Genomic DNA, 22,737 nt, shown 5'->3' on the forward strand with positions numbered 1-22,737 from the left:
CATGGATCCCATCGGCCGCCGCCCCAGTGCCCTCCCTTCTCTTCCCACGGCTGCTCCGGCGGAGACCCGCCCTGCTGCGGCCCCCGTGAAGGCGGCCGCCACGAACGCCGTGAGCCAGCTGCAGCGCAGCAGCTTCGAGGCCCCGGTGGCGAAGGCCGCAGCGGCTCAGCCGATGCCGGGCGCATGGCGCGGTGGGCCGGACACGCCGGTGGGCAAGGCGATCGCCGGGATGGTCGAGCGGATGCGCGCCTCGGACGCGTCGGGCATCAAGATCAAGGGAGACACGATGGAGAGCCTGTTCACGCGGGCCATCCTGGACAACAAGCACGTGTCGAATGATCAGCTGCTGGCCATCACCCAGGTGAAGCTGGACCAGCTGGCCACCAGCCCCGAGGATCGCGCCAAGGTGCTGCAGAAGGTGCCCAACGCCCGGGAGCTGCCGGTGCACAAGTTCACGGTGGGCATGCTCGCGGCGGCCACGGGCATTGATCCGAAGGCGCTCTCCGAGGCCTGCCCGGATCTGGGCCTGACGGGCGCGCCGGGCACCCCGCTGCTGTACGCGGCGAAGACGGAGCGGATGCAGCGCTCCACCGCGCTCCACGACTTCACGGACTACCTGCGCGGCGCGGGCGTGAAGGGCATGAACAAGGCCGTCTGGGGGGTGGAGAACCGCATCCTCTCGGCCGCCGTGAGCGCGCTCGGCGGTGGGCGCTACTAACTAACAGCGGCTCGTGGGCGGCAACATCTCGGGATGGAAGATCCCGAGTGGTTCCCACACATATTGGTCGATGGGCACCCAGGAGATGTATCTGAGGGGGTGTTTCTCGGCATGGCTACGGCAGTAGGTCGAGAAAGCGGCGCTCCCAGCGCTGGGTGTCCTCCTCGGACTGGCCGAGCATCCTTCCTCTGGGATCGCGGAAGAGCCACGGCTCCAGGACTTGAGCCAGCTCGCGGTAGGCTGGGAGCGTGTCGCCTCGCTCAATGTCGCCGGCCTCGGGCCATGCGCCCAGGGTGACGAGCACCTTGTCCCCTTCCATCTCCTGGACCGTGGTGCCGAGGCCGTGGAGCCGTGCGCGCAGCCCCGCAGCGCCTCCAAGCTGTCCCAGCACGGGCTGGCCCAGGAACGTGAGCCAGTGCGGACCTCTCACGCCGGTTCCGACCTCCCAGGAGAGGGACTCGGGCGAGTCGTAGACGTCGATGCCCGGATAGCGAAGCCAGTAACGGGCCACTTCGCGCCGGACTCCCACCAGCGCGTACTCGGCATTGAAGGACAGGCCCCCGTGCCCGGAGCAGAGGGGGAGAGGAGCAGCCAGTCCCATGGCCAGCTCTCGCACTCGCCCTGGGCCATGCTCCTCCAGGAACTCCGTGGGCAGCCAGAAAGTTGCCGCACACACCGGGCCCGGTCTGTGCCCCTCATGGAGCGCTTCAAGGTTCTTTTTGCCCCAGTAGTCGAAGCGATACCGGCTCTCGGTATCGGAGCCGTCCCTCAACCGGATCATGGGAGACTGACTCTCACCTAGCTCTCGCCGAGTGATTTCCCAGCCCCGTTCGTCGAGCGGCTGCGGCTCTCCCTCATCATCCATGTACCAACCCAGCGCCTGCGGCCCAACGGCACGCAGGTACACCTCCAGAGAACGGAGGACGTTCTCGACGATCTGCAGGTGTGAATGACGCATGTAGAAGCTGATGCTCAGCCCCTCGCGGACCAACTCGAAGCCATTTTTGGCCCGGACACGTATCCGCGGGTAGCGCTCGCTCATCGTGCGACTCCCAGGTGAGGTTGAACACGCGCAGGCTGCCCGCCCAGGGCTTTCCGGTACACCTCTCCCTGAGTTTTCCCTCCATGTGGACTTCCTGCTGGGTACTTTCTCCAGTCCAACGTCCTAGAGGTGTTCGCACAAGGGAACTTGTAGTCGTAGCCGTCCTGGACCCGGTGGGGCTGCCCTTCATGGATGACGATGTCGGGCTCGATGGTTCCGCGAAGCTCCGCGCTGCGTCCCTGTCTCAGCAACGTCTCCACCGCCTCGCGAGGGAGGTACTCGGCCTTGCCGGTCTCCGGGTCGACTCGGTAGCGGGGCTGGATGCTGAAGCCGCCCGGCTTCAGTTCCTGGAGCTTCTTCTCGGCACACTGAAGGGCGACGGTGTGTTGCTCCACACCCAATTGCATCGCTCGCGTGATGGGCTGCCCCTGGCTATCTGTACCGACGACCTCGTTGCACTCCTCGCGTGTGGGGGAACGCCCGAAGTGCTTGAGCATCACCTCGGAGCGTGCCGCATCCGCACACTCGGCAAGGGCTTCGTCAAGGCGGGCCTGCAGCCCAGCGTTCAGGGAGTGGCCGACTTGGATGACAGCAGCGCCCACCACACTGGCGGCGAGCACAGGTACGCTTGTCGCGGGTAGAGGAGGTGGCCCCGGGGGAGGATTGGGGACCACCCGGAGTCCTGGCGTGGGTGGGCAGTTGGCCGGGTTCCTGACGCAGGTATTCGAAACGGTGTCCGGGACTTGGGCATACTGGCGGGGGACGCCGTAGCTGGCCGTGCCACAGGCCGTGAAGAAGAGGACCGCGCTGAGTGCCCTCCACACCGCCCACCCGGATGAATCTCCTCGCTTCATGGAGGGCTCCGTTCCCAAGGTTCTCGCGATTCTACCGAAGTGAGCACTGCTCCCCCGATTCAACCAAGGGAGCAAGGATCCCCCTTCTGCGCGTCCACGTACTTGGGGCTGATGGCCACGTAGCCCACCTTCCCCGTCTTCGTCGGCGCCTCCGCCTGGAGACAATCATCAGGACGAGGCCCACCCCGTAGCCGAAGCTGATGACCCAACCCGCGTAGCAAATCCATGGCATGAAGAGCCAGATGCGGGAATTCTGCACGTCCGGATCCGTGGGGAGCCCGGGGCCAGTCAGCGCCCGGGTTTACTCGACCAATTCCAAGCTGCGGGTTCGATTCCTGCCGCCTCCACTTTTACTCATTGGTGCCGCCCTCCAGCCGCTGACGGGCCGCCTCGCGGCGCTTCGCCCGGGCCTTGCCCGCAACTCCAAGCAGGGCCTTGTCCCGCGCCCACCGCTCGCGCGTGGGTGCGTCCACCTGAGGCCACCACTCCTCCAGTGACTTCACGAGCCGCTGGCACAGGTCCAGCGCTCCCCCCAGCGCCACGTGCACCGCCGGGGACGAGGGGTCCGCCAGCGCGAGCCCTCGAATCATCACCGCCACCGCGAGCACCTCGTCCTGCACCCGCTCGGGCCAGCCCGAGCGCCGCCCCACCTGCAGCAACCAGCCCAGCAGCGCCGCGTGCACGTGGCAGTCCTCCACCGTCCGGAACGGCTTGAGGTACCTCGTATAGCCGTCCCCGGGCAGCACCTCGTCCGGAGACACCTTCACATCGGTCAGCTGCAGCTCCGCGTGGGGAACCTCCGGGACGAATGGCGTCTCGGGGAGCACGTTGAGGTGCACGCCCTCGCGGTGGGCGTCGATCATCACCACCCGGAGCCGGTTCCGCCCCTGCTCATCCAGTCCCTCAGTGGCCACGACGAACAGTGTGTCCGCCGCCGTGCCCAACGTAACGAACCCTTTCGAGCCCGAGAGCCGCAGCGGCCCGCCGCCGTCGCCTCCGATGAGCCGGGTCTGGATGGCACTGGGATGGGCGCTCCCGGCCTCGGTCGCACAGAGCGCGGCACGGTGGTCCTTGGGCATCCCCGTGAAGAGCGAGCGCAACGCCGCGTGATACCCGGAGGCGAACGCGAACCCCAGCCGGTCCGCCCGGAACCCTCCCGCCAGCGCGAGGTCCACGGGCGACTGGAACCGGGAGGCCAGCTCAAGGTGCTGCCGCCACCATTCTTCCAGGGAGCCAAGCGTGCCTGGTTGGGGAGGCGTCGTGAGGAGGAATCGGAGGATTTCGTCCACCTCCCCACTCTAAGTCATGGGAAATACTTCTTGTCCCCAAACCTCCCCATGGGGACTCTGTTGAGATGTACGACGGGTTTTAACCATCGACCGGTCCGGGGGTTCTCCTTCCAGACCTGCACGCTCGCCCAGCAAGATGCCCACCTCCCCCGGCAAACCTCCTCGCAGCGCCCCGACCGCTCTGATGGTGGGGCTCCTCGCCCTGACCCTCACCCCGAGTCTCAGTGCCGCCCAGGAGGAGTCGTCGTGGGTGAGCATGACACTCGAAGAGGCGATGGACCGGGCGCTCAAAGCCAGCCCCCAGATCGTCCAAGCTCAGGGCACCATCCGCAACGCCGCAGCCTCCGAGCGAAGCGCCTTCGGGGCCTACCTGCCCAGCCTGTCCGCCAACGCCAGCAGCTCGCTGTCCAGCACCGAGCGCCTCAACCCCACCACGGGCACCCCCGTCACCGGCTCCGCCGATTCCTACAGTGCGGGCCTCTCGGCCTCGTGGGACGTGTTCACCGGGTTCCGCCGGAAAAATGAGCGCATGCGCGCCCAGGCCGAGTCCCAGTCCGCCGAGGCCCAGCTCGTGGGCCAGCGCTTCACCGTGGAGCTCTCCGTCGCGCGCTCCTTCTTCGAGGCCCTGCGCGCCGAGGAGCTCATGACCGTGGCCAAGGCCCGCATCGAGCGCGCTCGCGAGGGCGTCGAGGCCGCCGAGCGCCGCTTGGCCGTGGGCTCGGCCACGCGCTCGGATGTGCTCCGCTCCCAGCTTGAGCTCAACACCGCCCAGGAGTCCCTGCTCCAGTTGGAGAACCAGCGCCTGACGTCAGGCCTCACCCTGGGGCGGCTCGTCGGCACCGATGGCCCCGTGGACCCGGCTCCCTCCGGTCCTCTGGAGCCCACGCCGATCCAGTCCTCGCGCGAGGACATCATCTCCAGCCTCGTCGCCCAGGCGCCTTCGGTGAAGTCCGCGGAGGCCGCCGTGCTCTCGGCCGATGCAGGTATCGGCACGGCGCGCTCGCAGTACTACCCCACCGTCCGCCTCTCCGCCGGCTATGACTGGTTCAACCAGGACTTCGGCTTCGCGGGAGGCCGGACGAGCTGGTCCGTCCGGCTCGGGGTCTCCTATCCCATCTTCGACGGCTTCCAGCGCGAGGGGGGGATGATCCGCGCGACCACTGCGGCCGAAGTCAGCCAGGCCCAGCTCCTGGACACCCGCCGCGCCGTCCGCTCCGAGGCCGAGCGGGTGATGAGCCAACTCGCTCTCTCGGAGAAGCGCGTCACCATGGCCCGGCAGGCCGTGGAGGTCGCCCAGGAGGATCTGCGCGTCCAACAGGAGCGCTATCGCCTGGGTGCCACCACCATCCTCGAGCTGCTCACCTCCCAGGCCGCCCTCGTCGAGGCCCAGAACAACCTCGTGAGCCTGCGCTTCGACTACCTGCTGTCCCGCTCCGAGCTGGAGTCCGTTCTCGGGAGGAAGCTGTGAACGCCGGCGAGCGCTCGGTCCTGGACGTGGTCATCCGCGTCGAGAGCCTGACGAAGACGTACAAGATGGGCTCGGAGGAAGTGCACGCCCTGCGCGGAGTCAACCTGGAGATCCGCCGCAACGAGTACGTCGCCGTCATGGGCCCCTCCGGCTCCGGCAAGTCCACTTTCATGAACCTCATTGGCTGCCTGGATATCCCGAGCGGCGGCCAGTACTGGCTCAACGGCCAGCCCGTGGCGGGACTGAGCGAGGAGGCGCTGGCCCGGATACGCAACCGCGAGATCGGCTTCGTCTTCCAGAGCTTCAACCTGCTGCCCCGCGCCTCCGCGCTGGACAATGTGGCGCTGCCGCTCGTCTACGCGGGCGTGAGGAAGAGCATCCGCCGCGAGCGGGCCGCCGTGCTGCTCGACAAGGTGGGCCTCGGGGCGCGCAAGGACCACCGCCCCAACGAGATGTCCGGCGGCCAGCGCCAGCGCGTGGCCATTGCCCGGGCCCTCGTCACCCAGCCCGCACTGCTGCTGGCGGACGAGCCCACCGGAGCGCTCGACAGCAAGACCGGCGAGGAGATCATGGCGCTCTTCGGTGAACTCCATGCCCAGGGACAGACCTTGATGCTCGTTACCCATGAATCCGACATTGCCGAGCACGCCAAGCGCGTCCTCTTTCTCAAGGACGGCGTGATCGAGCGGGATGACCGGAAGAAAGACTGAACGGGAGAGGCGCTCGTGAACTGGAAGAAGGTGGTCCTCATCCTCGGAGTGCTGGCCCTCGTGGGAGCGGGCGTGTACTTCGTGCGCGGCCAGGCCGCGGCGAAGACGCCTCAGCGCGAGCTGCCCACCGCCGAGGCCAAGCGCATGGACATGGAGATCGTCGCCGAGGCCTCCGGCCTGCTGGAGCCCATCCGCGTCGTGGAGGTGAAGTCGAAGGCCTCCGGTGAGGTGCTCCGCGTGCTCGTCGAGACTGGCAACGCGGTGAAGCAGGGAGACCTGCTGACGGAGATCGATCCCCGCGACGTGCAGAACGCGCTCATCCAGGCCGAGGCGGACCTCGAGTCCGCCCAGGTCCGCATGAAGACCGTCGAGGCCCAGCGCCAGCGCATGGAGGCCCTGCGGGCCACCGGCGTCGTCACGCAGCAGGAGCTGGAGACCGCCGTGGATGCCGCCGCCACGGCCCGCGCCGCCGTCGTCCGCGCCGATACGAACCTGCAGCTGGCCCGAGAGCGGCGCAAGGACGTGACGATCCGTGCGCCGATCGACGGCACCATCCTGGAGCGCACCATCGAGCCTGGGCAGATCATCGCCTCGGCCACCACCAACGTGTCCGGCGGCACCACGCTGTTCAAGATGGCCGACATGTCCGAGATGCAGGTCCGCACGAAGGTGGACGAGACCGACATCGGGAAGATCCGCCCCGGCCTGGAGGCGCGCGTCTCGCTGGAGGCCTACCCCAGCCGCACCTTCACCGGCGAGGTCGTCAAGATCGAGCCTCAGGCCGTGGTCGAGCAGAACGTGACGCTCTTCCCCGTGCTCATCCGCCTGAAGAACCCGGAGGGGTTGCTCAAGCCCGGGATGAACGCGGAGGTGGGTGTCCAGATCGCCAGCCGCCAGGACGTCGTCACGGTCCCCAACACGGCGGTGGTGAGCCCTCGCGAGGCAGCCACCGCGGCGTCGGCGCTCGGCCTGGACGAGGCCACGGTGCGCGCGACGCTGCGCCCATCGGGAGCTGCTCCCTCGACGGGTCCAGCCCCTGAGACGCCCGCGGCCCCGTCTCCGGAGTGCGCGGAGCTGTTCGAGCGCCTCAAGACGGATGCGGGCCCCCCCAGCCTGTCCGACGCGGATCGCGAGAAGCTCCAGGCGTGCAGGCCCGAGGGCATGGCCGAGGGCGGTGGCCGGGGCGGACGGTTCCGCGGCGGCCAGGGCCAGCAGCGCGGAAACAACGCGGACCGGCGTCCCGGGGTGGTCTTCGTTCAGCAGCAGGACGGCAGCCCCCAGCCCCGGCGCGTCATGCTGGGCCTGAGCGACTGGGAAAACACGGAGGTCCTCAACGGCCTGGAGGCGGGCGAGAAGGTGCTCCTGGTCGCCGTGGCCCAGCTCCAGCAACAGCAGCAGCAGAGCATGGATCGGATGCGGCAGCGGGCCGGCGGCGTCATCCCCGGCGCGGGCGGCGGAGCTCGTGGCGGTGGTGGCGGTGGTGGCGGCGGTGGCGGCACCCGGAGGTAACGCGGCCATGATCATCTTCGAGATCCTCTGGGTGGCGCTGGACGCGATCGTCGCCAACAAGCTGCGCTCGCTGCTCACCATGCTGGGCGTCGTCATCGGCATCGCGGCGGTCATCACCATGGTGGCCCTGGGCGAGGGAGCCCAGCGCTCGGTGGAGGCCCGGCTGAAGACGCTGGGCGCCAACGTGCTCACCGTCCGCCCCGGGCAAAGCTTCGCGGGTGGACTGGGCCGAGGCCAGGCCGCGCTCACCGCCGAGGATGCGGAGGCGCTCCGCGAGGCGCCTCAGTACATCCAGGCCGTCTCGCCCGAACTGGAGGGCCGGGTGCAGATCGAGAACGGCGCGAGCAACGCCAACATGTCCATCGTGGGCGTGTGGCCCACCTACTTCAGCGTCAACAACTATCAGCTGTCAGACGGGCGCCTCTTCACCGAGGCGGAAGAGCGAGGCCGCCGCCGCATCGCCGTCCTGGGTGCCCTGGTGGGCTCGCAGCTCGGCGGCGTCTCGAGCGAGTCACTGGTGGGGAAGACGATCCGGATCGGCGGCGTGCCCTTCGAGGTCATCGGGGTGCTCACGGAGAAGGGCTCCCAGGGATTCTCCAATCCGGACGAGAGCCTCTACATCCCCCTGGCGACCGCGCAGTTCCGCGTCATGGGCAGTGACCGCGTGCGCTCCATCGCCGTGCAGGCCACGAGCGAGGACACCATGGATGACGCCATGGTGGAGATCGATCAGGTCCTCCGGCGCCAGCACCGGCTGCGGCCTGGGCAAGATGCGGACTTCAACATCCGCGATCAGGCCTCGCTGCTCAGCACCGTGCAGGAGACCACGCAGACGTTCACCTTGCTGCTGGCGGGCATCGCGGCGATCTCCCTGCTGGTGGGAGGCATCGGCATCATGAACATCATGCTGGTGTCGGTGACGGAGCGCACCCGGGAGATCGGCCTGCGCAAGGCGCTGGGCGCGCGGCCCAACGACATCATGCTGCAGTTCCTCATCGAGTCGCTCGTGCTGTGCCTCGTCGGCGGCGGCCTGGGGCTGCTGCTGGGTCTGGGCGGCTCGTATGCGCTTCAGCAGCTCGCGGGGTGGCAGACGGCCGTGGCGCCCGAGTCGGTGGTGCTGGCCTTCGTGTTCTCGGGCGGCGTGGGCGTGTTCTTCGGCATCTGGCCTGCCCGGCGTGCGGCGAGCCTCACGCCGATCGAGTCTCTCCGGTACGAGTAGCCCGCGGCCCCGCGCCTACGCCTGCTTGCGCGTCTTCGAGCGGGCGCCGCCCCGCGCCGTCTGCTTGCGCTGGGAGCCCTTGGCGCGGGTCTTCTTCTGCGTGCTCGCGCCCTTCTTGGCGGCCTTCTTCGCTGCCTTCCGGGCCCGCTGGGGCGGCTTGGGGGGCGCCAGGATGGTGCCCCGGCAGTCCTTCGCGCCACAGCGGCACACGTAGAGCGCCTCGGATTCCTCGTCCATGCCCTCGGCCCGCTCGTAGGCGTAGTCGTAGACGAGCTCCGTACCGGGCGAGATGTCCTTCAGGGCGTAGATGAAGATCTTGTCGCCCTCGATGAGCGCCTGGCAGTTGGGATCGCAACTGTGGTTGATGAAGCGCGCCTCGTTGCCGTCCACCGCGGCGTCGATCACCGTGTCGTCGTCCAGGGTGAACAGGAAGGTGTGGTGGCGGCCCATGGCCTCGTCGTCGTAGCGCTTGTCCGCCTCGTCCTGAGTGATGCGCTCACCGGTGTACTCGATGATGCGCGCGCCCTTGCGGATGCGGCGCGTGGCGAAGGCGCCCCGCCCTTGGATGGGGGACTCGCGCAGCTCGAACGACAGCGGGCGACCGGTACTGGAGGGCGGGGAGGCAGAGGACTTCTTCGAGGTGGAGTCTGTCATCGATTGGTATACCTTGCCGCACTCGGACCTTCGATGAAAGGCGCTCGACGATGCGGCTGTGGATTGTCCTGGGCGCGGTGAACGCGTTCCTCTCGGTGGCGGCAGGGGCTTTCGGCGCGCACGGGCTGAAGGCACGGCTCTCCGCGGATCTCCTCGCCATCTTCGAGACCGGGGCCCGCTACCACATGTACCACGCGCTGGGGCTCATCGCGGTGGGGCTCGTGGCGCAGGCGCGGCCTGTAGGGCTGCTCACCGGTGCGGGTGTGGCCATGTTGGCGGGGATCGTCCTCTTCTCCGGCAGCCTGTACGCACTGGCGCTCACGGGCGTTCGCGCCCTGGGAGCCATTACTCCCCTGGGAGGCCTGGGCTTCCTGGCCGGCTGGGCCCTGCTGGCGCTGGCTGTCTGGCGCGCCGGGCCCTGAGCCTCACTTCACCTTCGGAGGCATGGGGTACATCAGATCGACCTCGGCGTGGTCGAACAGGCCTATCGCCTCGCGCTGGATGATGAGGTACCAGCGCTGGTGGTCTGCCTCCGCCCAGAGCTTCTGGTACTCCTCGACCTTCTTGGCGCGCGGGGGCCCGGCGAGCGTTCGCAGCTCGGGTTCGAGCTTCACCATCTGGCCAATCAGGATCTCCAGCTTGTCCCCGACGCGCCGGAGCGCGGAAGCCTTCTCCTGGCGAATCTGGACTTCAATCGCGAGCGGTGTGCCGATCGATGAGGATGACGAGGGCATGGCGGAAAGCTAACGGCCCCCCGTGGGGCTGTCACCAGAGGGGGCCTCCGGAGCGGGGGCTGCCTCCTGAATTCCATCGGTTGCGCTTATTGGCTGGGCCAGCCGAGGGAGCGAGGGCGAGGCGGGCCCGCCCGGCAGGAACGAGGCCACGGTGACGTCCTTCTGCCGCTTGCGGAGCTCCTTGTAATCCTCGATGGCCCGCTCCAGGCCCACATCCTTCTTCTCCCGCTCGGAGAGGAACCACTTGTGCTCCAGCACCTGGCAGTAGAGCTCGGACAGCTCGGTCGCTCCTCGGACAGGCATGAGCTTCTGAACGGTCGGGTTGAAGCGCTCCTCCAACCAACGGAAGGCTGCGGTGCTCAGCGGGGTGCTGCGGTTGAGCTCGCGCGCCAGCGTGGCCTTGAGCTCCTGGATCTCGTTGAGCAGCAGCGTGGCCTGCTTCTCCTCGGCGACGATGCCCAGCAGGTTGTGGAGCTGGTGCCGGTGGTAGCTGCGGTCCGTGACGATGGTCCGCATGCGCAGGTGATCGCTCTCGCCGCTGGCCACCAGATCCACCTCCCCCACCGAGAACCCCAGGTCGTTCAGCGCGCGGATCCGCTCGTGGATGCGGTAGCTCTCGTTCGGCGCAATGGGGATCTCCTTGTTGATCTCCTCCCAGAGCCGCTCGTAGCGCTTGCGGATGGTGGGGCCGGTCTCGAAAACCTCCAGCGACGGGGGCAGCTCCACCACCGCCGCCAGATCCGCCAAACCGCCGGCGACGTTCTCCTCCATGATGTCCAGGTCGTGCAGGCGCTTGCCGTCCGACAGGTGCTCGTGCAGCTCGGAGGTCTCCGCGTCCACCGCGTAGGCCTGCAGCTCGCCCGCGTCCCGGCGGAACAGCGTGTTGGAGAGGGAGCAGTCGCCCCAGTAGAAGCCGCCCAGGTGCAGGCGCACGAGCAGGCTGGCCATGGCGTCCAGCAGCCGCTCCCGGTAACGCTCCAAGCCCTGGTTCATGAAGAGCGTGCGGTACGGGAGCGAGCCCTCCAGGAAGCGGGTGATGAGCACGCTGCTCTCCTCCCCCTCTGAGAGCGTGGCGCTCGTGCGCGCCTTCACCAGTCCGACGGCCTCCACCGCCGGCAGCTCCCGCTCCTCGAGGCCTCGCAGCACCTCGTACTCGCGCTGGCCCACGCGCGGCGGCAGCTCCTTGAGGGCGTAGATGACCTTGCCGTAGCTGACGAAGAGCACCTCGTGGCGGGACAGACCACGCGGCACCTGGACCAGCCGGTTGCACTTCCCCTCCCACTCCGCGAGCGACAGGCTCCAGGGCAGGTCGAGGAAGTCCGGGTGCCCCTGGCGAATCTGGATGGCGGTGAGGCCGATGGGTGGCATGGCGTCGCTTCCCGAGAACAGTGCGTGGCGCTGCACCCCAAGCATATTCTGCCCCGCGACCATGCACGCCCTCCTCCCGCTGCTTGCCCTGGCGCTCTGTCTCGCGCCCGTCACCACGCCCGCTCAGCCCTCCTCCCCTGCTGCTCCGGCTCCCGCGCCTGCCCAGCCCGCCACCCTGCTGCGCCCGGCCCGCGTCTTCGACGGGGTCTCGGCCCAGCCGCGTGAGGGTTGGGTGGTGCTCGTCAGGGGAGATCGGATCGCCGCGGTAGCGCCCGCTGCCCAGGTGAGGCCCCCCGAGGGCGCCGAGGTCATCGATCTGCCCGACACCACGCTCCTGCCCGGTCTCATCGAGGGCCACTCGCACCTGCTGCTCCACCCGTACAACGAAGCGCCCTGGAACGATCAGGTGCTCAAGGAGTCACTCGCGCTGCGCGTCGCGCGGGCCACCCAGCATGCCCGCGCTACCCTCATGGCGGGCTTCACCACGATTCGGGACCTGGGCACCGAGGGCGCTGGGGACGCGGACGTGGGACTCAAGCAGGCCATCCATCAGGGCATCATCCCCGGCCCCCGGATGAAGGTCACCACGCGGGCCCTCGTGGCCACCGGCAGCTATGGGCCCAAGGGACTCGCCGTGGAGTGGGAGGTGCCACAAGGCGCCGAGGAGGCGGATGGCGTGGACGCGCTCATCCGCGCTGTGCGGGGGCAGATCGGCCGCGGGGCGGACTGGATCAAGGTTTACGGGGACTACCGCTGGGGCCCCAAGGGTGAGGCGCGGCCCACGTACTCGGAGGCGGAGCTGCGGCTCATCGTCGAGACGGCGCGCGACAGCGGCCGCCCGGTGGTGGTGCATGCATCCACGGCCGAGGGCATCCGCCGCGCGGTGATGGCGGGGGTGGAGACCATCGAGCACGGCGACGAGGCGACGCCCGAGGTGCTCAAGCTCATGGCCCAGCGAGGGGTAATGCTTTGCCCCACCCTCTCCGCCCAGGAGGCGAACCTGGGGTACGGCGGGTGGAAGAAGGGCGTCAGCCCGGAGCCGGAGTCCGTGCGCAAGAAGCGCGAGGCCTTTCGCGCCGCGCTGGCCTCGGGCGTGACGATCTGCAACGGCAGTGACTCGGGCGTCTTCGCGCACGGCGACAACGCGCGAGAGCTGGAGCTGATGGTGGAGTACGGCATGGCTCCCACGCAGGCGCTCCGGGCGGCCACCTCCGTCAACGCGCGCATGTTGCACATGGAAGACCAGCTCGGGCAGGTAAAGGAGGGGCTGCTGGCGGACCTCGTCGCGGTGCGAGGCGATCCCACGCGCGACATTTCTACCCTGCGCCAGGTGCGGCTCGTGATGAAGGGCGGGAAGGTGTACCGCCGCGAGCCCTGAGCTTTAACATTGATGGGATTCTCGGGAGGGAGGCGGCGGGAATCGAACCCGCCGCTTGGAGCTTCTGGCGAGCGCGCCTCAACTCGGTCAAGCGCGGGCCCCTTACCTTAGAAGAGTGCGGAGTGCTGGCCCACGGCTTCGCGCGGGTGCGGTGTGGAAGTTGTAAGGACGAACTTCTGTCGCCTTCTCATGCAAGGGGCGAAGAGTGTGCCTTCCTTGAGGAAGCCCGCAAGGCCCACGCCCGCGACGAGCAGTCACAGGGTCACCAGCCCCTCACGGAGACCTGAGTCGGCGCCGGCGAAGCGCCAGGGCCAGTGTCAACAAAGCCCAGGTGACAGGGGACGCGGAGGCGCTGGAGCAACCCCAGCCGTAATGGCTCTGCTGGACCGCGAAGACATGATCGACGCGCTGGCTCTCATTGCCAGCCTTATCTCTGGCGATGGTGGAGACGACATGTTTCCCGACTGCCAGATCACTCGATGGGGTGAACATCCAGACCTCCGACTCATCGACGTCAACCTCGTCCACCTTCGTCCCATTCAGCCACACCTCCACCGTGCTCTCTCGCTCGGCGGTTCCACGAATGGTAGGCCTTCTGCTGGTGGCGAATTCCCCAGGCGCAGTCACTTGGGGCTCCGCTGGCGCCAGAGAATCAATGGTGAAGTCGAACGGCTTCGAAAGAGAGCTGATATTCTTCGCCAGATCCGCAGCGGTGGCAGTGATCTGGTGGGAGCCCTCATTCAGGGCGGGGGACGGGAAGGACCAACCGCCCGACGCACTCGCAACGGCTATCCCAGCTACCTCCCCATCCACCAGCACTGTCACCGTGCTCTCGGCCTCCGCTCTCCCCGTAAAGTTTAGACTCAAGTCTTTGATGGAACCCGCGGTTGCAGTGATCTCTGGGGCTGCTGGCGCCAGCGTGTCGACCCCAAAGCTAATGGGAGCGGAGACAGGGCTGACGTTGCCCGCTGCATCCATGGAGGTGGCCGTGACCTGGTGGGGCCCGTCGAGCAGCGCCGTGGTCGGGAAGTCCCAGCCGCCTGACGCTCTCACGATGGCTGTCCCGACCACGACCCCATCTAGAGACACCGTCACCGTGCTTTCGGCCTCTGCCGTTCCGGAAATGATGGGTCCCTGAGTATTGATGAATTCCCCGAGCGTGCTCAACACAGGTGCCGCTGGCTTCGACACGTCCACCTTGAAGCTGCGGGTCGGGGAGGCAGAACCCATATTGCCCGCCTCATCTGCGGCGGTAGCTGTGACTTGATGGGAGCCCTCTACCAGTTCCGTGGTTGGTATGGCGGCCCAGTCTCCCGCACTGTTCGCCATAGTCTTTCCCACAATGATCCCATCCAGCGAAACCGTGACGATGCTACTTGGCTCAGCCGTCCCGACGATGATTGGCTTCCGGGCATTGACGAGGTCCCCAGGTACAGTCACCGCTGGCGCACCTGGCTCCACGGTGTCAACCACGAAGGTACGGGCTTCGGACACAGGGCTGACATTGCCTGCCGCATCCATGGCGGTGGCATGGACCTGCTGGACGCCATCGGTCAGCCCTGTGGCAGGGGTGAAACTCCAAGCTCCTCTGACATTGGCTGTGGCTGTGCCTGCCTCCGTGCCATCCAGGAATACCGTCACCGTGCTGTCGGCCTCCGCCGTCCCTCCAAGAATGGGCGTCGGCGTGTTGACGAATGCCGGAGGCGCGCTCATCAAGGGAGCACCTGGCGGCCTGGTGTCCACCGTGAACCTGTTGGTGTTGGAGCCGAAGCTGGTGTTGCCCGCCGCATCCCGTGCCGTGGCGCTCACCGGGTGTGCGCCATCAGCCAACGGCGTGGTCGGCGTGAAGTTCCAGTTGCCGCTGGCATTGGCCGTGGTGGTGCCCACCGGCGTGCCGTCCACGATGACCGTCACCGTGCTGCCTGGCTCGGCGGTGCCCGTGTAGTCCGGGGTGTTGTCGTTGGTGCGCGAGCCATTGGCCGGTGTCACCACCACCGGAGCCGCCGGAGGCGTGGCGTCCACGATGAACGTGTTGGTGTTGGAGCCGGGGCTGGTGTTGCCCGCCGCATCCCGTGCCGTGGCGCTCACCGGGTGTGCGCCATCGGCCAGCGATATGGTCGGCGTGAAGTTCCAGTTGCCGCTGGCATTGGCCGTGGTGGTGCCCACCAGCGTGCCGTCCACGATGACCGTCACCGTGCTGCCCGGCTCGGCAGCGGTGCCCGTGTAGTCCGGGGTGTTGTCGTTGGTGAGCGAGCCGTTGGCCGGCGTCACCACCACCGGAGCCGCCGGAGGCGTGGTGTCCACGATGAACATGTTGGTGTTGCTCGACACGCTCTGCACACCCTCGGTCGTGTTGACAGCCACGGCGCTCACCGTGTGCGAGTCGGGCGCCAGGGGCGTCGTGGGGGTGAAGCTCCAGTTGCCAGCGGCATCCGGCGTCGCCGAGCCCACTGTCACCCCGTCCACGATGACGGACACCGTGGTCCCCGTGGGGAACGGCTGGGCGAGCGTGCCCATGTAGGTGAGCGTCGTGTTGTTGGTCGAGGAGCCGTTGGCCGGCGTGACTACCACCGGCGCGGGCAGCACGGGGAAGCCACCGGTCAGCGTGGCCGTGGCGCCTGCGGTTCCGGGCTGCGCGCCGTAAAAGGCGCCCAGCGGAGACGAGGAGTTCGCCTGCACGCCGGCGTTCCCGGTGTTGACGGCAAAGGTCGGCAGGGCGCAGGTGCCACTCCCCTTCTGGAAGATGATACGGCCACCGCCGCCCGCGCCACCCGGACCGACGTCGAAGCCCGAGTTGGAGCTGCCGCCGTTGCCTCCAATGGCCGTGATGTTTCCGCATGTCGCAGCTGCGGCGACGCGCAGGTAGATGGTGCCGCCGCCGCCACCGCCGCTCGAACCATCCTGACCGCTGGCGTTGCCGCCCGGATCGCCGTTGGCCGACATCGACCCGGCACCCGAGATCGCTCCGACGCGGGCGAAGATGATGCCACCGCCCCGGCCACCGGCTGCGGTGCCACCCGAGGAGTGACCCGCACCGCCGCCCCCGCCCATGAGCAGGTGGTTGAACTTGCTGGAGGACGTATAGGTCAGCCCCAAGCCTCCAGTTCCTCCCACGGCCCGGCTGCCATCATTGCTGTTACCGCCCAGGCCGCCGCCACCGACGTGAGCGCCACCACCGCCGCCCGAGCTGTCACACACGCCACCGCCACCACCGGTGGTCACATGCCCGCGCCCCGTAACCGAGGAGCCGTACCGGGTGAAGGCGATGCCCTCACCCTTCTGCGCTCCCTTCGGAGGAGCCTCATCCAGCCCCGTGCAGCCCACGTCGCCGCTGGCGTCCTCCACCGGCTGCCCACTGCGGAAGCCACGGCCCGCGGCGTTGAGAGCGGGAATGCCCCCGCTGGTCATCAAGGTCCCCGAGACCAGGAAGGCCAGCACGCCGCCGGTGCTACCATCCCACATAGAGGGGGCAAGGCTGCGGGCAGCCGGGATGGTGAGGTTGAGGTACTCGGGCACCCGGACGACCTGGGTGACGTTGGCCGCGTAGCTGTAGAGCAGCGGTGCCGTCAGGTTCACCGTGGAGCCCGCCACGGTGGTCACCCGCACGAACTCCCAGCGGCCCACAGGCTGGTTGGTGTCGATGGTGATGGCGGTCGTATCTCCTCTGGGAGGCTCCGGGACGATGCCCGTCATCTGGATCACCACCAGCAGATCGCCCGCCGCGATCGGATCAGCAGCCCCAGTGGAGGCCCCGATCTGGATGGCGGTGTCGCCCGGCGCCAGAGGCGCCGTCACCCGGGCGTAGGTGTTGATGATCTGGTTGGCAGTGCTGATCGTGGGTGGGGTGTCATCGCCACGGCCCAGGCCCACGTTGTCCGGGCCGGCCAGCGCGGGCAGCGCGCACAGGGTGAGCGCCAGCAGCGCGGTGTGGAGGATGTATTTCCAAGACATGCCCTTCATGTATCGCTTCCCTCACACCCGCCAGAGATTCACGGAACGGCGGGTGTGCAGACAAGCAATGCAAGAGTCGGACCTGAACATGCTGGTGCGCGTTCGGGCGAGCTGGGCACTCGCCGAACACGTGAACGGAAGCTGGACGTCGGCTGTCGCGGCCTGTCGTCAATTGACGCGCAAGCGCTCGCGGCTGACGCGTCAATTGCGGCGGCGCCGCAATCACCTGAGCAGCACCAGACTCCCGGCCCAGAAAGCCCAGAGCGTGTGGCGCCAAGCCAGCAGCAGGGATTGTCAAAAACACCAGCAACCCGCCTTGCCTTGAGCAGACGTTGGGCAAAACTTCGGTGTGCCCCACGCCGACTGCGCGGTTCGGAGGCCCCCTTCAGCCGCTCTCCGCTGCCACTCTATGCCCCTCCCTCACATGCAACAGTGCCCCCCTTCCTCAGACCGAGAGCGCTTGAAAGCGGCGGAGTGCCCTGCTTGGGAGCGTCGGCAATCGAACCCGCCGCTCGGAGCTTCTGACGAGTCGCCAGCGACGACAGTGGCGAGCGCGGGCTCTTCGTTTCTCGCTGCTCTCGATCTGTTCGGTTTCGTGTTGGGGGAACACCGGTCGGTTGCAAGGAGCGTCGCGTAGACGAAGACGCGCGCGGACGCGCCACGCTGGCTCCTGGGCGTTCATGGCTGCCCCCCGCTGCCATCGACAGGCCAGCAGAAGCCCATGCGCGCGCAAGACGATCTCGAATGTTATTTGGACTCCGCGTTATGGATCGTCCAGTTGTGCGGCGATACAAGAGGAGGGCGAACCAACACGCCGGGCTCAACGCCAGACGACTTCACCCAGGAGAGATGCCATGTCCCAACTGAGGATCCATGCGACCCACGGCTTCCACGCCACGATGACGGCCCGTCCAGGGAAGGCCGATGAGCTGATTGACCTCTTGCTCAGCGGAGCGCCGACGGGCAACGCGAACTGCCTCCTCTACCTCGTCGGGCGCTCGGCCAGCGATCCCAACGCCGTTCACGTCACCGAAGGCTGGACCACCCAAGAGGCCCACGCCGAGAACTTCGCGCGCGCGCAGTCGCAGTCGCTGGTCGCCAAGATCGCGCCGCTCGTGACTGGCGGCGCCCACTATCAGGACGTCATCACGATGGGAGGCACGCTCCGCAGATGACCAGGGGGCGGCGACGCTCCACGAGCGACGACGTCTCCGCGAGGAGCACGGTCGTCAAATCATCCATCGCGCGCTGCAACAGCTACGGCGCCCAGCTCTGAACTCTGAAACGGAGAATGTCTATGAAGAATGTCCTCATTACGGGTTGCTCTTCCGGGTACGGCCTCGAAACGGCGCGCTACTTCCACGAACGAGGCTGGCGCGTCGTTGCCACCATGCGAAAGCCGCGTGAAGACGTGCTGCCGCGCTCGGAGCGCCTTCGAATCGTTGCTCTCGACGTGACAAACGCCGCGAGCATCCAGGCGGCGATCGAAGCGAGCGGACCGATCGACGTCCTCGTCAACAACGCGGGCATCGGCGCCATCGGCGCGTTCGAGGCGATGCCGATGTCGATCGTGCGCGAGATGTTCGAGACCAACACCCTCGGGGTCATTGCGATGACACAGGCCGTGGTGCCTCAGTTTCGACAGCGGCAATCGGGTGTGGTGGTGAACGTCACGTCGAGCGTGACGCTTGCGCCGATGCCGCTGGCCGCCGTCTACACCGCGACCAAGATGGCCATCGAAGGCTTCACCGCGTCGCTCGCACTGGAGCTCGAGTCCTTCAATGTCCGCGCCAAGCTCGTCGAGCCTGGCTACTGCCCGACGACCGCTTTCACTCGGAACTCTGGGCCACGAATGGAAGGGAACATTCCGGACGCGTACGCGGCCTTCGCTCAGCGGGTTCTCGGTGACTTCACCCAGCAGCCGGTCGTGACGAAGGAGTCCGATGTCGCCGAGGTCGTCTATCGCGCTGCGAACGACGCCTCCGCACAGCTCCGCTTTCCCGCCGGGTCCGACGCGGTGGCTCTGGCTCAGGCGAAGTGACGGAGTGCATCCATGAACACCCTCCATCTCGTTGATCCCGCCGTCCGCGACTTCGTCGCCTCCGCAGGCCTCTTCGATCCCGAGCGCGACCCGCTCGAGCTCTTCCGCAAGCAGTTGCTTGCGTCGTACGCGCAGATGGCACCAGCGATGCCGGATGCACGAGAAGAGCGCTGGGTCCCCGGACTGCGTGAGGTTCGCGTGCTGATGTACCGTCCGAATGCCGGGCCCCCGCCGTCACGAGCCATCGTCTACGTGCATGGCGGCGGCTTCATCGCGGGCGCCGCAGAAATGACAGACGCCATGTGCGTCCAACTCGCGAACGAGCACCGCGCGCTCATCGTGAGCGTGGACTATCGCCTCGCGCCGGAGAGTCCGTTCCCCGGTCCCGTCGAGGAGTGCTACGCCGCCCTCTCATGGGTCCTGAAGGAGTCTCCCTCTCTTGGGATCAATCCCGCACGGGTCATCCTGCTGGGACACAGTGCGGGCGGAGGTCTCGCGGCGGCGACGGCGCTCCTGCATCGAGATCGTGGAGGCGCGCTTCTCGCTGGGCAGGTGCTCGTCTACCCCATGCTCGACGCGCGGACGGGAACGCCGGAGGCGCCCGTCGACAATCCGACCACTGGCGAGTTCGGATGGACGCGAGCGATCAACCGCTTCGCTTGGCAGGCAATGCGAGGCGGCGCATCCATCCCGAGCGAGCGCCAAGGTCACTACTCGCCGTCTCTCGCGAGCGACCTCACCCACCTGCCTCCGACGTTCCTGGCCGTCGGGTCCGTCGACCTCTTCTTCGAAGAGGATATTGCATACGGGATGCGCCTCTCGCGTGCAGGCGTGCCGGTCGAGCTCCACGTGTACCAGGGCGGTATCCACGGCTTCGACTTCTTCCCCGGGAGCACGACGGACCGCTTCTCCGCGGAGCTGCGCGCGGCGATTGCGCGCCTGCTCGGGTGATTCCGAAACACGGGAGACGCGCTATGATATCGGGCCTATCATGCATTCGCGAGCGTCTGAGTCCCCCCTCCCGGAGCCCGCCCACGACACGTCCGACCCTCTCGCTGCCGTCATTTCGCTCCTCCGCCCTCAGACGGTGCTCTCGAAGGTCATCAGCGGCGCCGGACGATGGAGCGTGCGATACGATGCGCATGAGGATCCCGGGTTTTGCCTCATGCTGGAGGGCTCCTGCTTCCTCGACCTCGACGGCATCGGCTCGATCAAGCTCGAAGAGGGTGACTTCATCCTCCTGCCCGCCACTCCCGGCTTCACCATGGCGAGTGATCTCGGGATCAAACCCAAGCTCATCAAGCCGACGCATACGAACGAGCTCCGACACGGAACGCAGTCTGGCCCCCCGACGATGCGACAGCTCGGCGGGTACTTCCGCTTTGATCGCACGAACGCCCAGCTCGTCGTCAGCTTCCTACCGTCAATGATTCATATTCGGCGAGATGAGCCGGGAGCCACGCGGCTGCGCAGGGTCGTCGAGCTTATCAGCGAGGAGACGGCGGCACGTCGTCCGGGGCGTGATTTGATCCTTGGGCGACTCGTCGAGGTGCTCCTTGTCGAGGCCCTGCGCTTTCGACCCGCAGAAGCCGCGGGTCAGGAGAAAGGGCTGCTCGCAGGCCTCACCGATTCCGCGCTTGCCCGCGCTCTTCGGCGGATGCACGACGACGTTGCGCACCGATGGACGGTCGCCGACTTGGCGCGGACGGCAGGCATGTCTCGCGCGTCCTTTGCAGAACGGTTCATGCGAACGGTGGGGGTGCCTCCCATGGAGTACCTTCTCGAATGGCGCATCGCGATCGCGAAAGACCTCCTTCGGCGAGAGCGCGTCTCACTCTCGGAGGTGGCTGAGATGATCGGGTACCAGTCCGCGAGCGCGTTCAGTACGGCGTTTTCGCGCCATGCCGGCTGCTCGCCAAGCGAGTTTGCTCGCTCGATGCGCATAGGCTCACAGCCACATTCGAGGGGCCACCCCGAGCGGAGAGGGGTTTATCGTCCGTTTAAAAACGGGGCGTAGGTTGCCAGCATGGAACCACGAACCTTCAAGACCGCGAGCCTCAAGAGCTTTCTAAACCTGGTCCTGGCCACACGGCCATCGCTGCCGCTGCTCCTCACAGCCCTGGGGCTGAGCCTGGGCTCGACGGCGGTGAGCCTGGTCGTCCCCCTCTTCACCAAGAGTATGGTGGACGGCTTCTCACTGTCGTCCCTCAACTTCACCCAGTTGGCGCTGATCGGCGCTGCCTTCGCACTGCAGGCCGGCGCGGGCAGCCTCTCGCTCTACCTGCTGACACTCATCGGCCAGCGGATCGTCGTCGGCATCCGAGACAGGCTCTGGAAAAAGCAACTGGCACTGCCCGTCCGCTACTTCGACTCGCACGGAAGCGGGGACCTCATCTCCCGCATGGTCAACGACACCGCCGCAGTGAAGGCCCTCATCACCGAGAACCTCTCCGGATTTGTCTCGGGGATCATCGCCTTCGTCGGAGCCAGCTGCCTGCTCCTCTTCCTGAACTGGAAGATGACCCTGGTGATGCTCGTGGCCCTTCCCATCGGCATCAGCGCGCTCGTGCCGCTGGGCCGCACCATGCGCCGGGTGGCCATGGGCACCATGAACGAGAACGCAAAGTTCACGGCCATCCTGGCCCAGGTCCTCTCCGAGATCCGCCTGGTGAAGGCCTCCAACGCCGAGCCCCGGGAGTACCGCAAGGGACACGCGACCGTGGAGCGGCTCTACGAGCTCGGCCTCAAGGATGGGCGCATCCAGGCGCTGGTTGGACCGCTGATGTCCCTCGTGCTCATGGCTCTGCTCGTGCTCGTCGTCGGCTACGGCGGCTTCCTGGTCTCCTCGGGACAGCTCACTGCGGGCGCACTGGTCGCCTTCATCCTCTATCTGATCCAGGCCATCATCCCCATCGCGCAGATCACCGGCTTCATCACCCAGCTCCAGAAGGCTCGAGGGGCCACGCAGAGCATCATCGAGCTGTTGGAGCTCCCCGAGGAGAAGCCAGAGGAGGGCCTCCCTCTCGACTCGGCTCGCCAGCCGATCCGCTTCGAGCAGGTGAGCTTCAGCTACGTGCCCGGCGAGCCGGTGTGCCGGGACATGAGCTTCACCCTGGAGCCGGACACCGTGACGGCCATCGTCGGCCCCAGCGGCGGCGGGAAGACCACCCTCTTCAACCTCTTGGAGCGCTTCTATGAGCCCGACTCCGGGAGCATCCGCATCGGCTCCGGGTCCCTCGATGCATTCTCCCTGGCCTCGTGGCGGAGCCGCCTGGGGTACGTGCCCCAGGACTGTCCCATCATGGCCGGGACGATCCGCGAGAACATCATCTACGGCCTGGACCGGGAACCCAGCGAAGAAGAGGTGATCGAGGCCGCTCGCATGGCCTACGCCGACGGGTTCATCCGCGAACTCCCCCGCGGCTACGACACCGAGGTGGGCGAGCGAGGCGTCAAGCTCTCCGGCGGGCAGCGGCAGCGAATCGCCATCGCTCGGGCGCTCCTGCGCGACCCCGACGTCCTCATGCTGGATGAGGCCACCTCGAGCCTCGACAGCGCCTCGGAGCACTCCGTGAGGCTGGCCCTGCAGAATCTGATGCGAGGCCGGACGACGCTGGTGATCGCGCACCGCCTCTCGACGGTGGTGGACGCGGATCGCATCCTCTTCATCGAGAAAGGACGGCTGACGGGGAGCGGCACCCACTCCGAGCTCTTGGCGAGCCATGAGCTGTACCGGACCTTCGCTGAGAGGCAGTTGAGCCTGACCGACCGGGCCGAGGCGCTCGCATCCCCAGCGGCGTAA

At 67.4% G+C, this 22,737-nt stretch carries 19 protein-coding genes; 12 read left to right on the forward strand and 7 right to left on the reverse strand.

Annotation, left to right across the window (positions count from 1 at the left end; translation table 11 throughout):
- Nucleotide 1: 1 nt before the first annotated feature.
- The gene (locus DB31_RS00815) at nt 2-718 is read left to right on the forward strand and encodes a hypothetical protein (protein WP_044180702.1); all 717 of its coding nucleotides are present in this window, start codon (nt 2-4) and stop codon (nt 716-718) included.
- Between the two features lie 115 nt (nt 719-833).
- Here DB31_RS00815 and DB31_RS00820 read toward each other — a convergent pair whose 3' ends face one another.
- The 3 genes from DB31_RS00820 to DB31_RS00830 form a co-directional block, all read right to left on the reverse strand.
- Nucleotides 834-1,760, reverse strand: coding sequence for a DUF3396 domain-containing protein (locus DB31_RS00820; protein WP_052419611.1), 927 nt, complete (start codon nt 1,758-1,760; stop codon nt 834-836).
- Complete coding sequence (locus tag DB31_RS46175) at nt 1,757-2,380, reverse strand: hypothetical protein (RefSeq protein ID WP_205628444.1); 624 nt, start codon at nt 2,378-2,380, stop codon at nt 1,757-1,759. The genes DB31_RS00820 and DB31_RS46175 overlap by 4 nt, the downstream gene beginning before the upstream one ends.
- A 584-nt stretch (nt 2,381-2,964) precedes the next feature.
- Nucleotides 2,965-3,903, reverse strand: coding sequence for an acyl-CoA dehydrogenase family protein (locus tag DB31_RS00830; protein WP_044180707.1), 939 nt, complete (start codon nt 3,901-3,903; stop codon nt 2,965-2,967).
- 256 nt (nt 3,904-4,159) lie between these two features.
- Between DB31_RS00830 and DB31_RS00835 the strand changes: the two genes are divergently transcribed.
- The 4 genes from DB31_RS00835 (at nt 4,160) to DB31_RS00850 (ending at nt 8,809) form a co-directional block, all read left to right on the forward strand.
- Nucleotides 4,160-5,371: a TolC family protein gene (locus DB31_RS00835; protein ID WP_240486457.1), complete on the forward strand. Its 1,212-nt coding sequence runs from the start codon at nt 4,160-4,162 to the stop codon at nt 5,369-5,371.
- A gap of 65 nt (nt 5,372-5,436) precedes the next feature.
- The gene (locus DB31_RS00840; protein WP_044182036.1) at nt 5,437-6,081 is read left to right on the forward strand and encodes an ABC transporter ATP-binding protein; all 645 of its coding nucleotides are present in this window, start codon (nt 5,437-5,439) and stop codon (nt 6,079-6,081) included.
- Between the two features lie 15 nt (nt 6,082-6,096).
- Entirely contained in the window at nt 6,097-7,590 is a 1,494-nt protein-coding gene (locus DB31_RS00845) for an efflux RND transporter periplasmic adaptor subunit (RefSeq protein WP_044180713.1), read from the forward strand.
- The gene (locus tag DB31_RS00850; RefSeq protein ID WP_240486458.1) at nt 7,544-8,809 is read left to right on the forward strand and encodes an ABC transporter permease; all 1,266 of its coding nucleotides are present in this window, start codon (nt 7,544-7,546) and stop codon (nt 8,807-8,809) included. Before DB31_RS00845 ends, DB31_RS00850 begins: the two co-directional genes overlap by 47 nt.
- A 15-nt stretch (nt 8,810-8,824) precedes the next feature.
- On the opposite strand, the gene DB31_RS00855 is transcribed toward DB31_RS00850, so the two are convergent.
- A complete protein-coding gene (locus DB31_RS00855; protein WP_044180715.1) occupies nt 8,825-9,463 on the reverse strand; it encodes an SET domain-containing protein in 639 nt (212 codons plus the stop codon).
- 50 nt (nt 9,464-9,513) lie between these two features.
- Here DB31_RS00855 and DB31_RS00860 point away from each other — a divergent pair, with 50 nt between their 5' ends.
- The gene (locus DB31_RS00860; protein ID WP_044180717.1) at nt 9,514-9,885 is read left to right on the forward strand and encodes a DUF423 domain-containing protein; all 372 of its coding nucleotides are present in this window, start codon (nt 9,514-9,516) and stop codon (nt 9,883-9,885) included.
- Nucleotides 9,886-9,888: 3 nt separating this feature from the next.
- Here DB31_RS00860 and DB31_RS00865 read toward each other — a convergent pair whose 3' ends face one another.
- Nucleotides 9,889-10,197 (reverse strand): hypothetical protein, encoded by a 309-nt coding sequence (locus tag DB31_RS00865; protein ID WP_044180720.1) that lies wholly within the window; start codon nt 10,195-10,197, stop codon nt 9,889-9,891.
- A gap of 9 nt (nt 10,198-10,206) precedes the next feature.
- Nucleotides 10,207-11,565: a DUF4032 domain-containing protein gene (locus DB31_RS00870; protein ID WP_044182042.1), complete on the reverse strand. Its 1,359-nt coding sequence runs from the start codon at nt 11,563-11,565 to the stop codon at nt 10,207-10,209.
- Between the two features lie 61 nt (nt 11,566-11,626).
- Between DB31_RS00870 and DB31_RS00875 the strand changes: the two genes are divergently transcribed.
- Nucleotides 11,627-12,943 (forward strand): metal-dependent hydrolase family protein, encoded by a 1,317-nt coding sequence (locus DB31_RS00875; protein WP_044180723.1) that lies wholly within the window; start codon nt 11,627-11,629, stop codon nt 12,941-12,943.
- A 273-nt stretch (nt 12,944-13,216) separates the two neighbouring features.
- Here the strand turns inward: DB31_RS00875 and agmC are convergent, their stop codons facing one another.
- Nucleotides 13,217-16,903 (reverse strand): adventurous gliding motility protein AgmC, encoded by a 3,687-nt coding sequence (agmC, locus tag DB31_RS47685; protein WP_052419613.1) that lies wholly within the window; start codon nt 16,901-16,903, stop codon nt 13,217-13,219.
- An 845-nt stretch (nt 16,904-17,748) separates the two neighbouring features.
- Between agmC and DB31_RS00885 the strand changes: the two genes are divergently transcribed.
- From DB31_RS00885 to DB31_RS00905, 5 genes are all read left to right on the forward strand, one after another.
- The gene (locus DB31_RS00885) at nt 17,749-18,069 is read left to right on the forward strand and encodes a putative quinol monooxygenase (protein WP_240486459.1); all 321 of its coding nucleotides are present in this window, start codon (nt 17,749-17,751) and stop codon (nt 18,067-18,069) included.
- 122 nt (nt 18,070-18,191) lie between these two features.
- Nucleotides 18,192-18,935, forward strand: a complete 744-nt coding sequence (locus tag DB31_RS00890; RefSeq protein WP_205628446.1) for an SDR family oxidoreductase — start codon at nt 18,192-18,194, stop codon at nt 18,933-18,935.
- 12 nt (nt 18,936-18,947) lie between these two features.
- Nucleotides 18,948-19,886 carry an alpha/beta hydrolase gene (locus tag DB31_RS00895; protein ID WP_044180728.1) on the forward strand — a complete coding sequence of 313 codons (939 nt, stop codon included), beginning with the start codon at nt 18,948-18,950 and terminating at the stop codon, nt 19,884-19,886.
- 40 nt (nt 19,887-19,926) lie between these two features.
- Nucleotides 19,927-20,952: an AraC family transcriptional regulator gene (locus tag DB31_RS00900; RefSeq protein WP_083967941.1), complete on the forward strand. Its 1,026-nt coding sequence runs from the start codon at nt 19,927-19,929 to the stop codon at nt 20,950-20,952.
- Nucleotides 20,953-20,961: 9 nt separating this feature from the next.
- Complete coding sequence (locus DB31_RS00905; protein ID WP_044180731.1) at nt 20,962-22,737, forward strand: ABC transporter ATP-binding protein; 1,776 nt, start codon at nt 20,962-20,964, stop codon at nt 22,735-22,737.

The organism is Hyalangium minutum, assembly GCF_000737315.1.
Lineage (GTDB): Bacteria > Myxococcota > Myxococcia > Myxococcales > Myxococcaceae > Hyalangium > Hyalangium minutum.

Coding starts and splice junctions, on each gene's coding strand:
- DB31_RS00855 (WP_044180715.1), bottom strand. CDS start 9,463: ATGACAGACTCCACCTCGAAGAAGTCCTCTGCCTCCCCGCCCTCCAGT.
- DB31_RS00815 (WP_044180702.1), top strand. CDS start 2: ATGGATCCCATCGGCCGCCGCCCCAGTGCCCTCCCTTCTCTTCCCACG.
- DB31_RS00875 (WP_044180723.1), top strand. CDS start 11,627: ATGCACGCCCTCCTCCCGCTGCTTGCCCTGGCGCTCTGTCTCGCGCCC.
- DB31_RS00905 (WP_044180731.1), top strand. CDS start 20,962: ATGGAACCACGAACCTTCAAGACCGCGAGCCTCAAGAGCTTTCTAAAC.
- DB31_RS00895 (WP_044180728.1), top strand. CDS start 18,948: ATGAACACCCTCCATCTCGTTGATCCCGCCGTCCGCGACTTCGTCGCC.
- DB31_RS00900 (WP_083967941.1), top strand. CDS start 19,927: ATGCATTCGCGAGCGTCTGAGTCCCCCCTCCCGGAGCCCGCCCACGAC.
- DB31_RS00835 (WP_240486457.1), top strand. CDS start 4,160: ATGACACTCGAAGAGGCGATGGACCGGGCGCTCAAAGCCAGCCCCCAG.
- DB31_RS00870 (WP_044182042.1), bottom strand. CDS start 11,565: ATGCCACCCATCGGCCTCACCGCCATCCAGATTCGCCAGGGGCACCCG.
- DB31_RS00890 (WP_205628446.1), top strand. CDS start 18,192: ATGAAGAATGTCCTCATTACGGGTTGCTCTTCCGGGTACGGCCTCGAA.
- DB31_RS00885 (WP_240486459.1), top strand. CDS start 17,749: ATGTCCCAACTGAGGATCCATGCGACCCACGGCTTCCACGCCACGATG.
- DB31_RS00820 (WP_052419611.1), bottom strand. CDS start 1,760: ATGAGCGAGCGCTACCCGCGGATACGTGTCCGGGCCAAAAATGGCTTC.
- DB31_RS00865 (WP_044180720.1), bottom strand. CDS start 10,197: ATGCCCTCGTCATCCTCATCGATCGGCACACCGCTCGCGATTGAAGTC.
- agmC (WP_052419613.1), bottom strand. CDS start 16,903: ATGAAGGGCATGTCTTGGAAATACATCCTCCACACCGCGCTGCTGGCG.
- DB31_RS00840 (WP_044182036.1), top strand. CDS start 5,437: ATGGGCTCGGAGGAAGTGCACGCCCTGCGCGGAGTCAACCTGGAGATC.
- DB31_RS00860 (WP_044180717.1), top strand. CDS start 9,514: ATGCGGCTGTGGATTGTCCTGGGCGCGGTGAACGCGTTCCTCTCGGTG.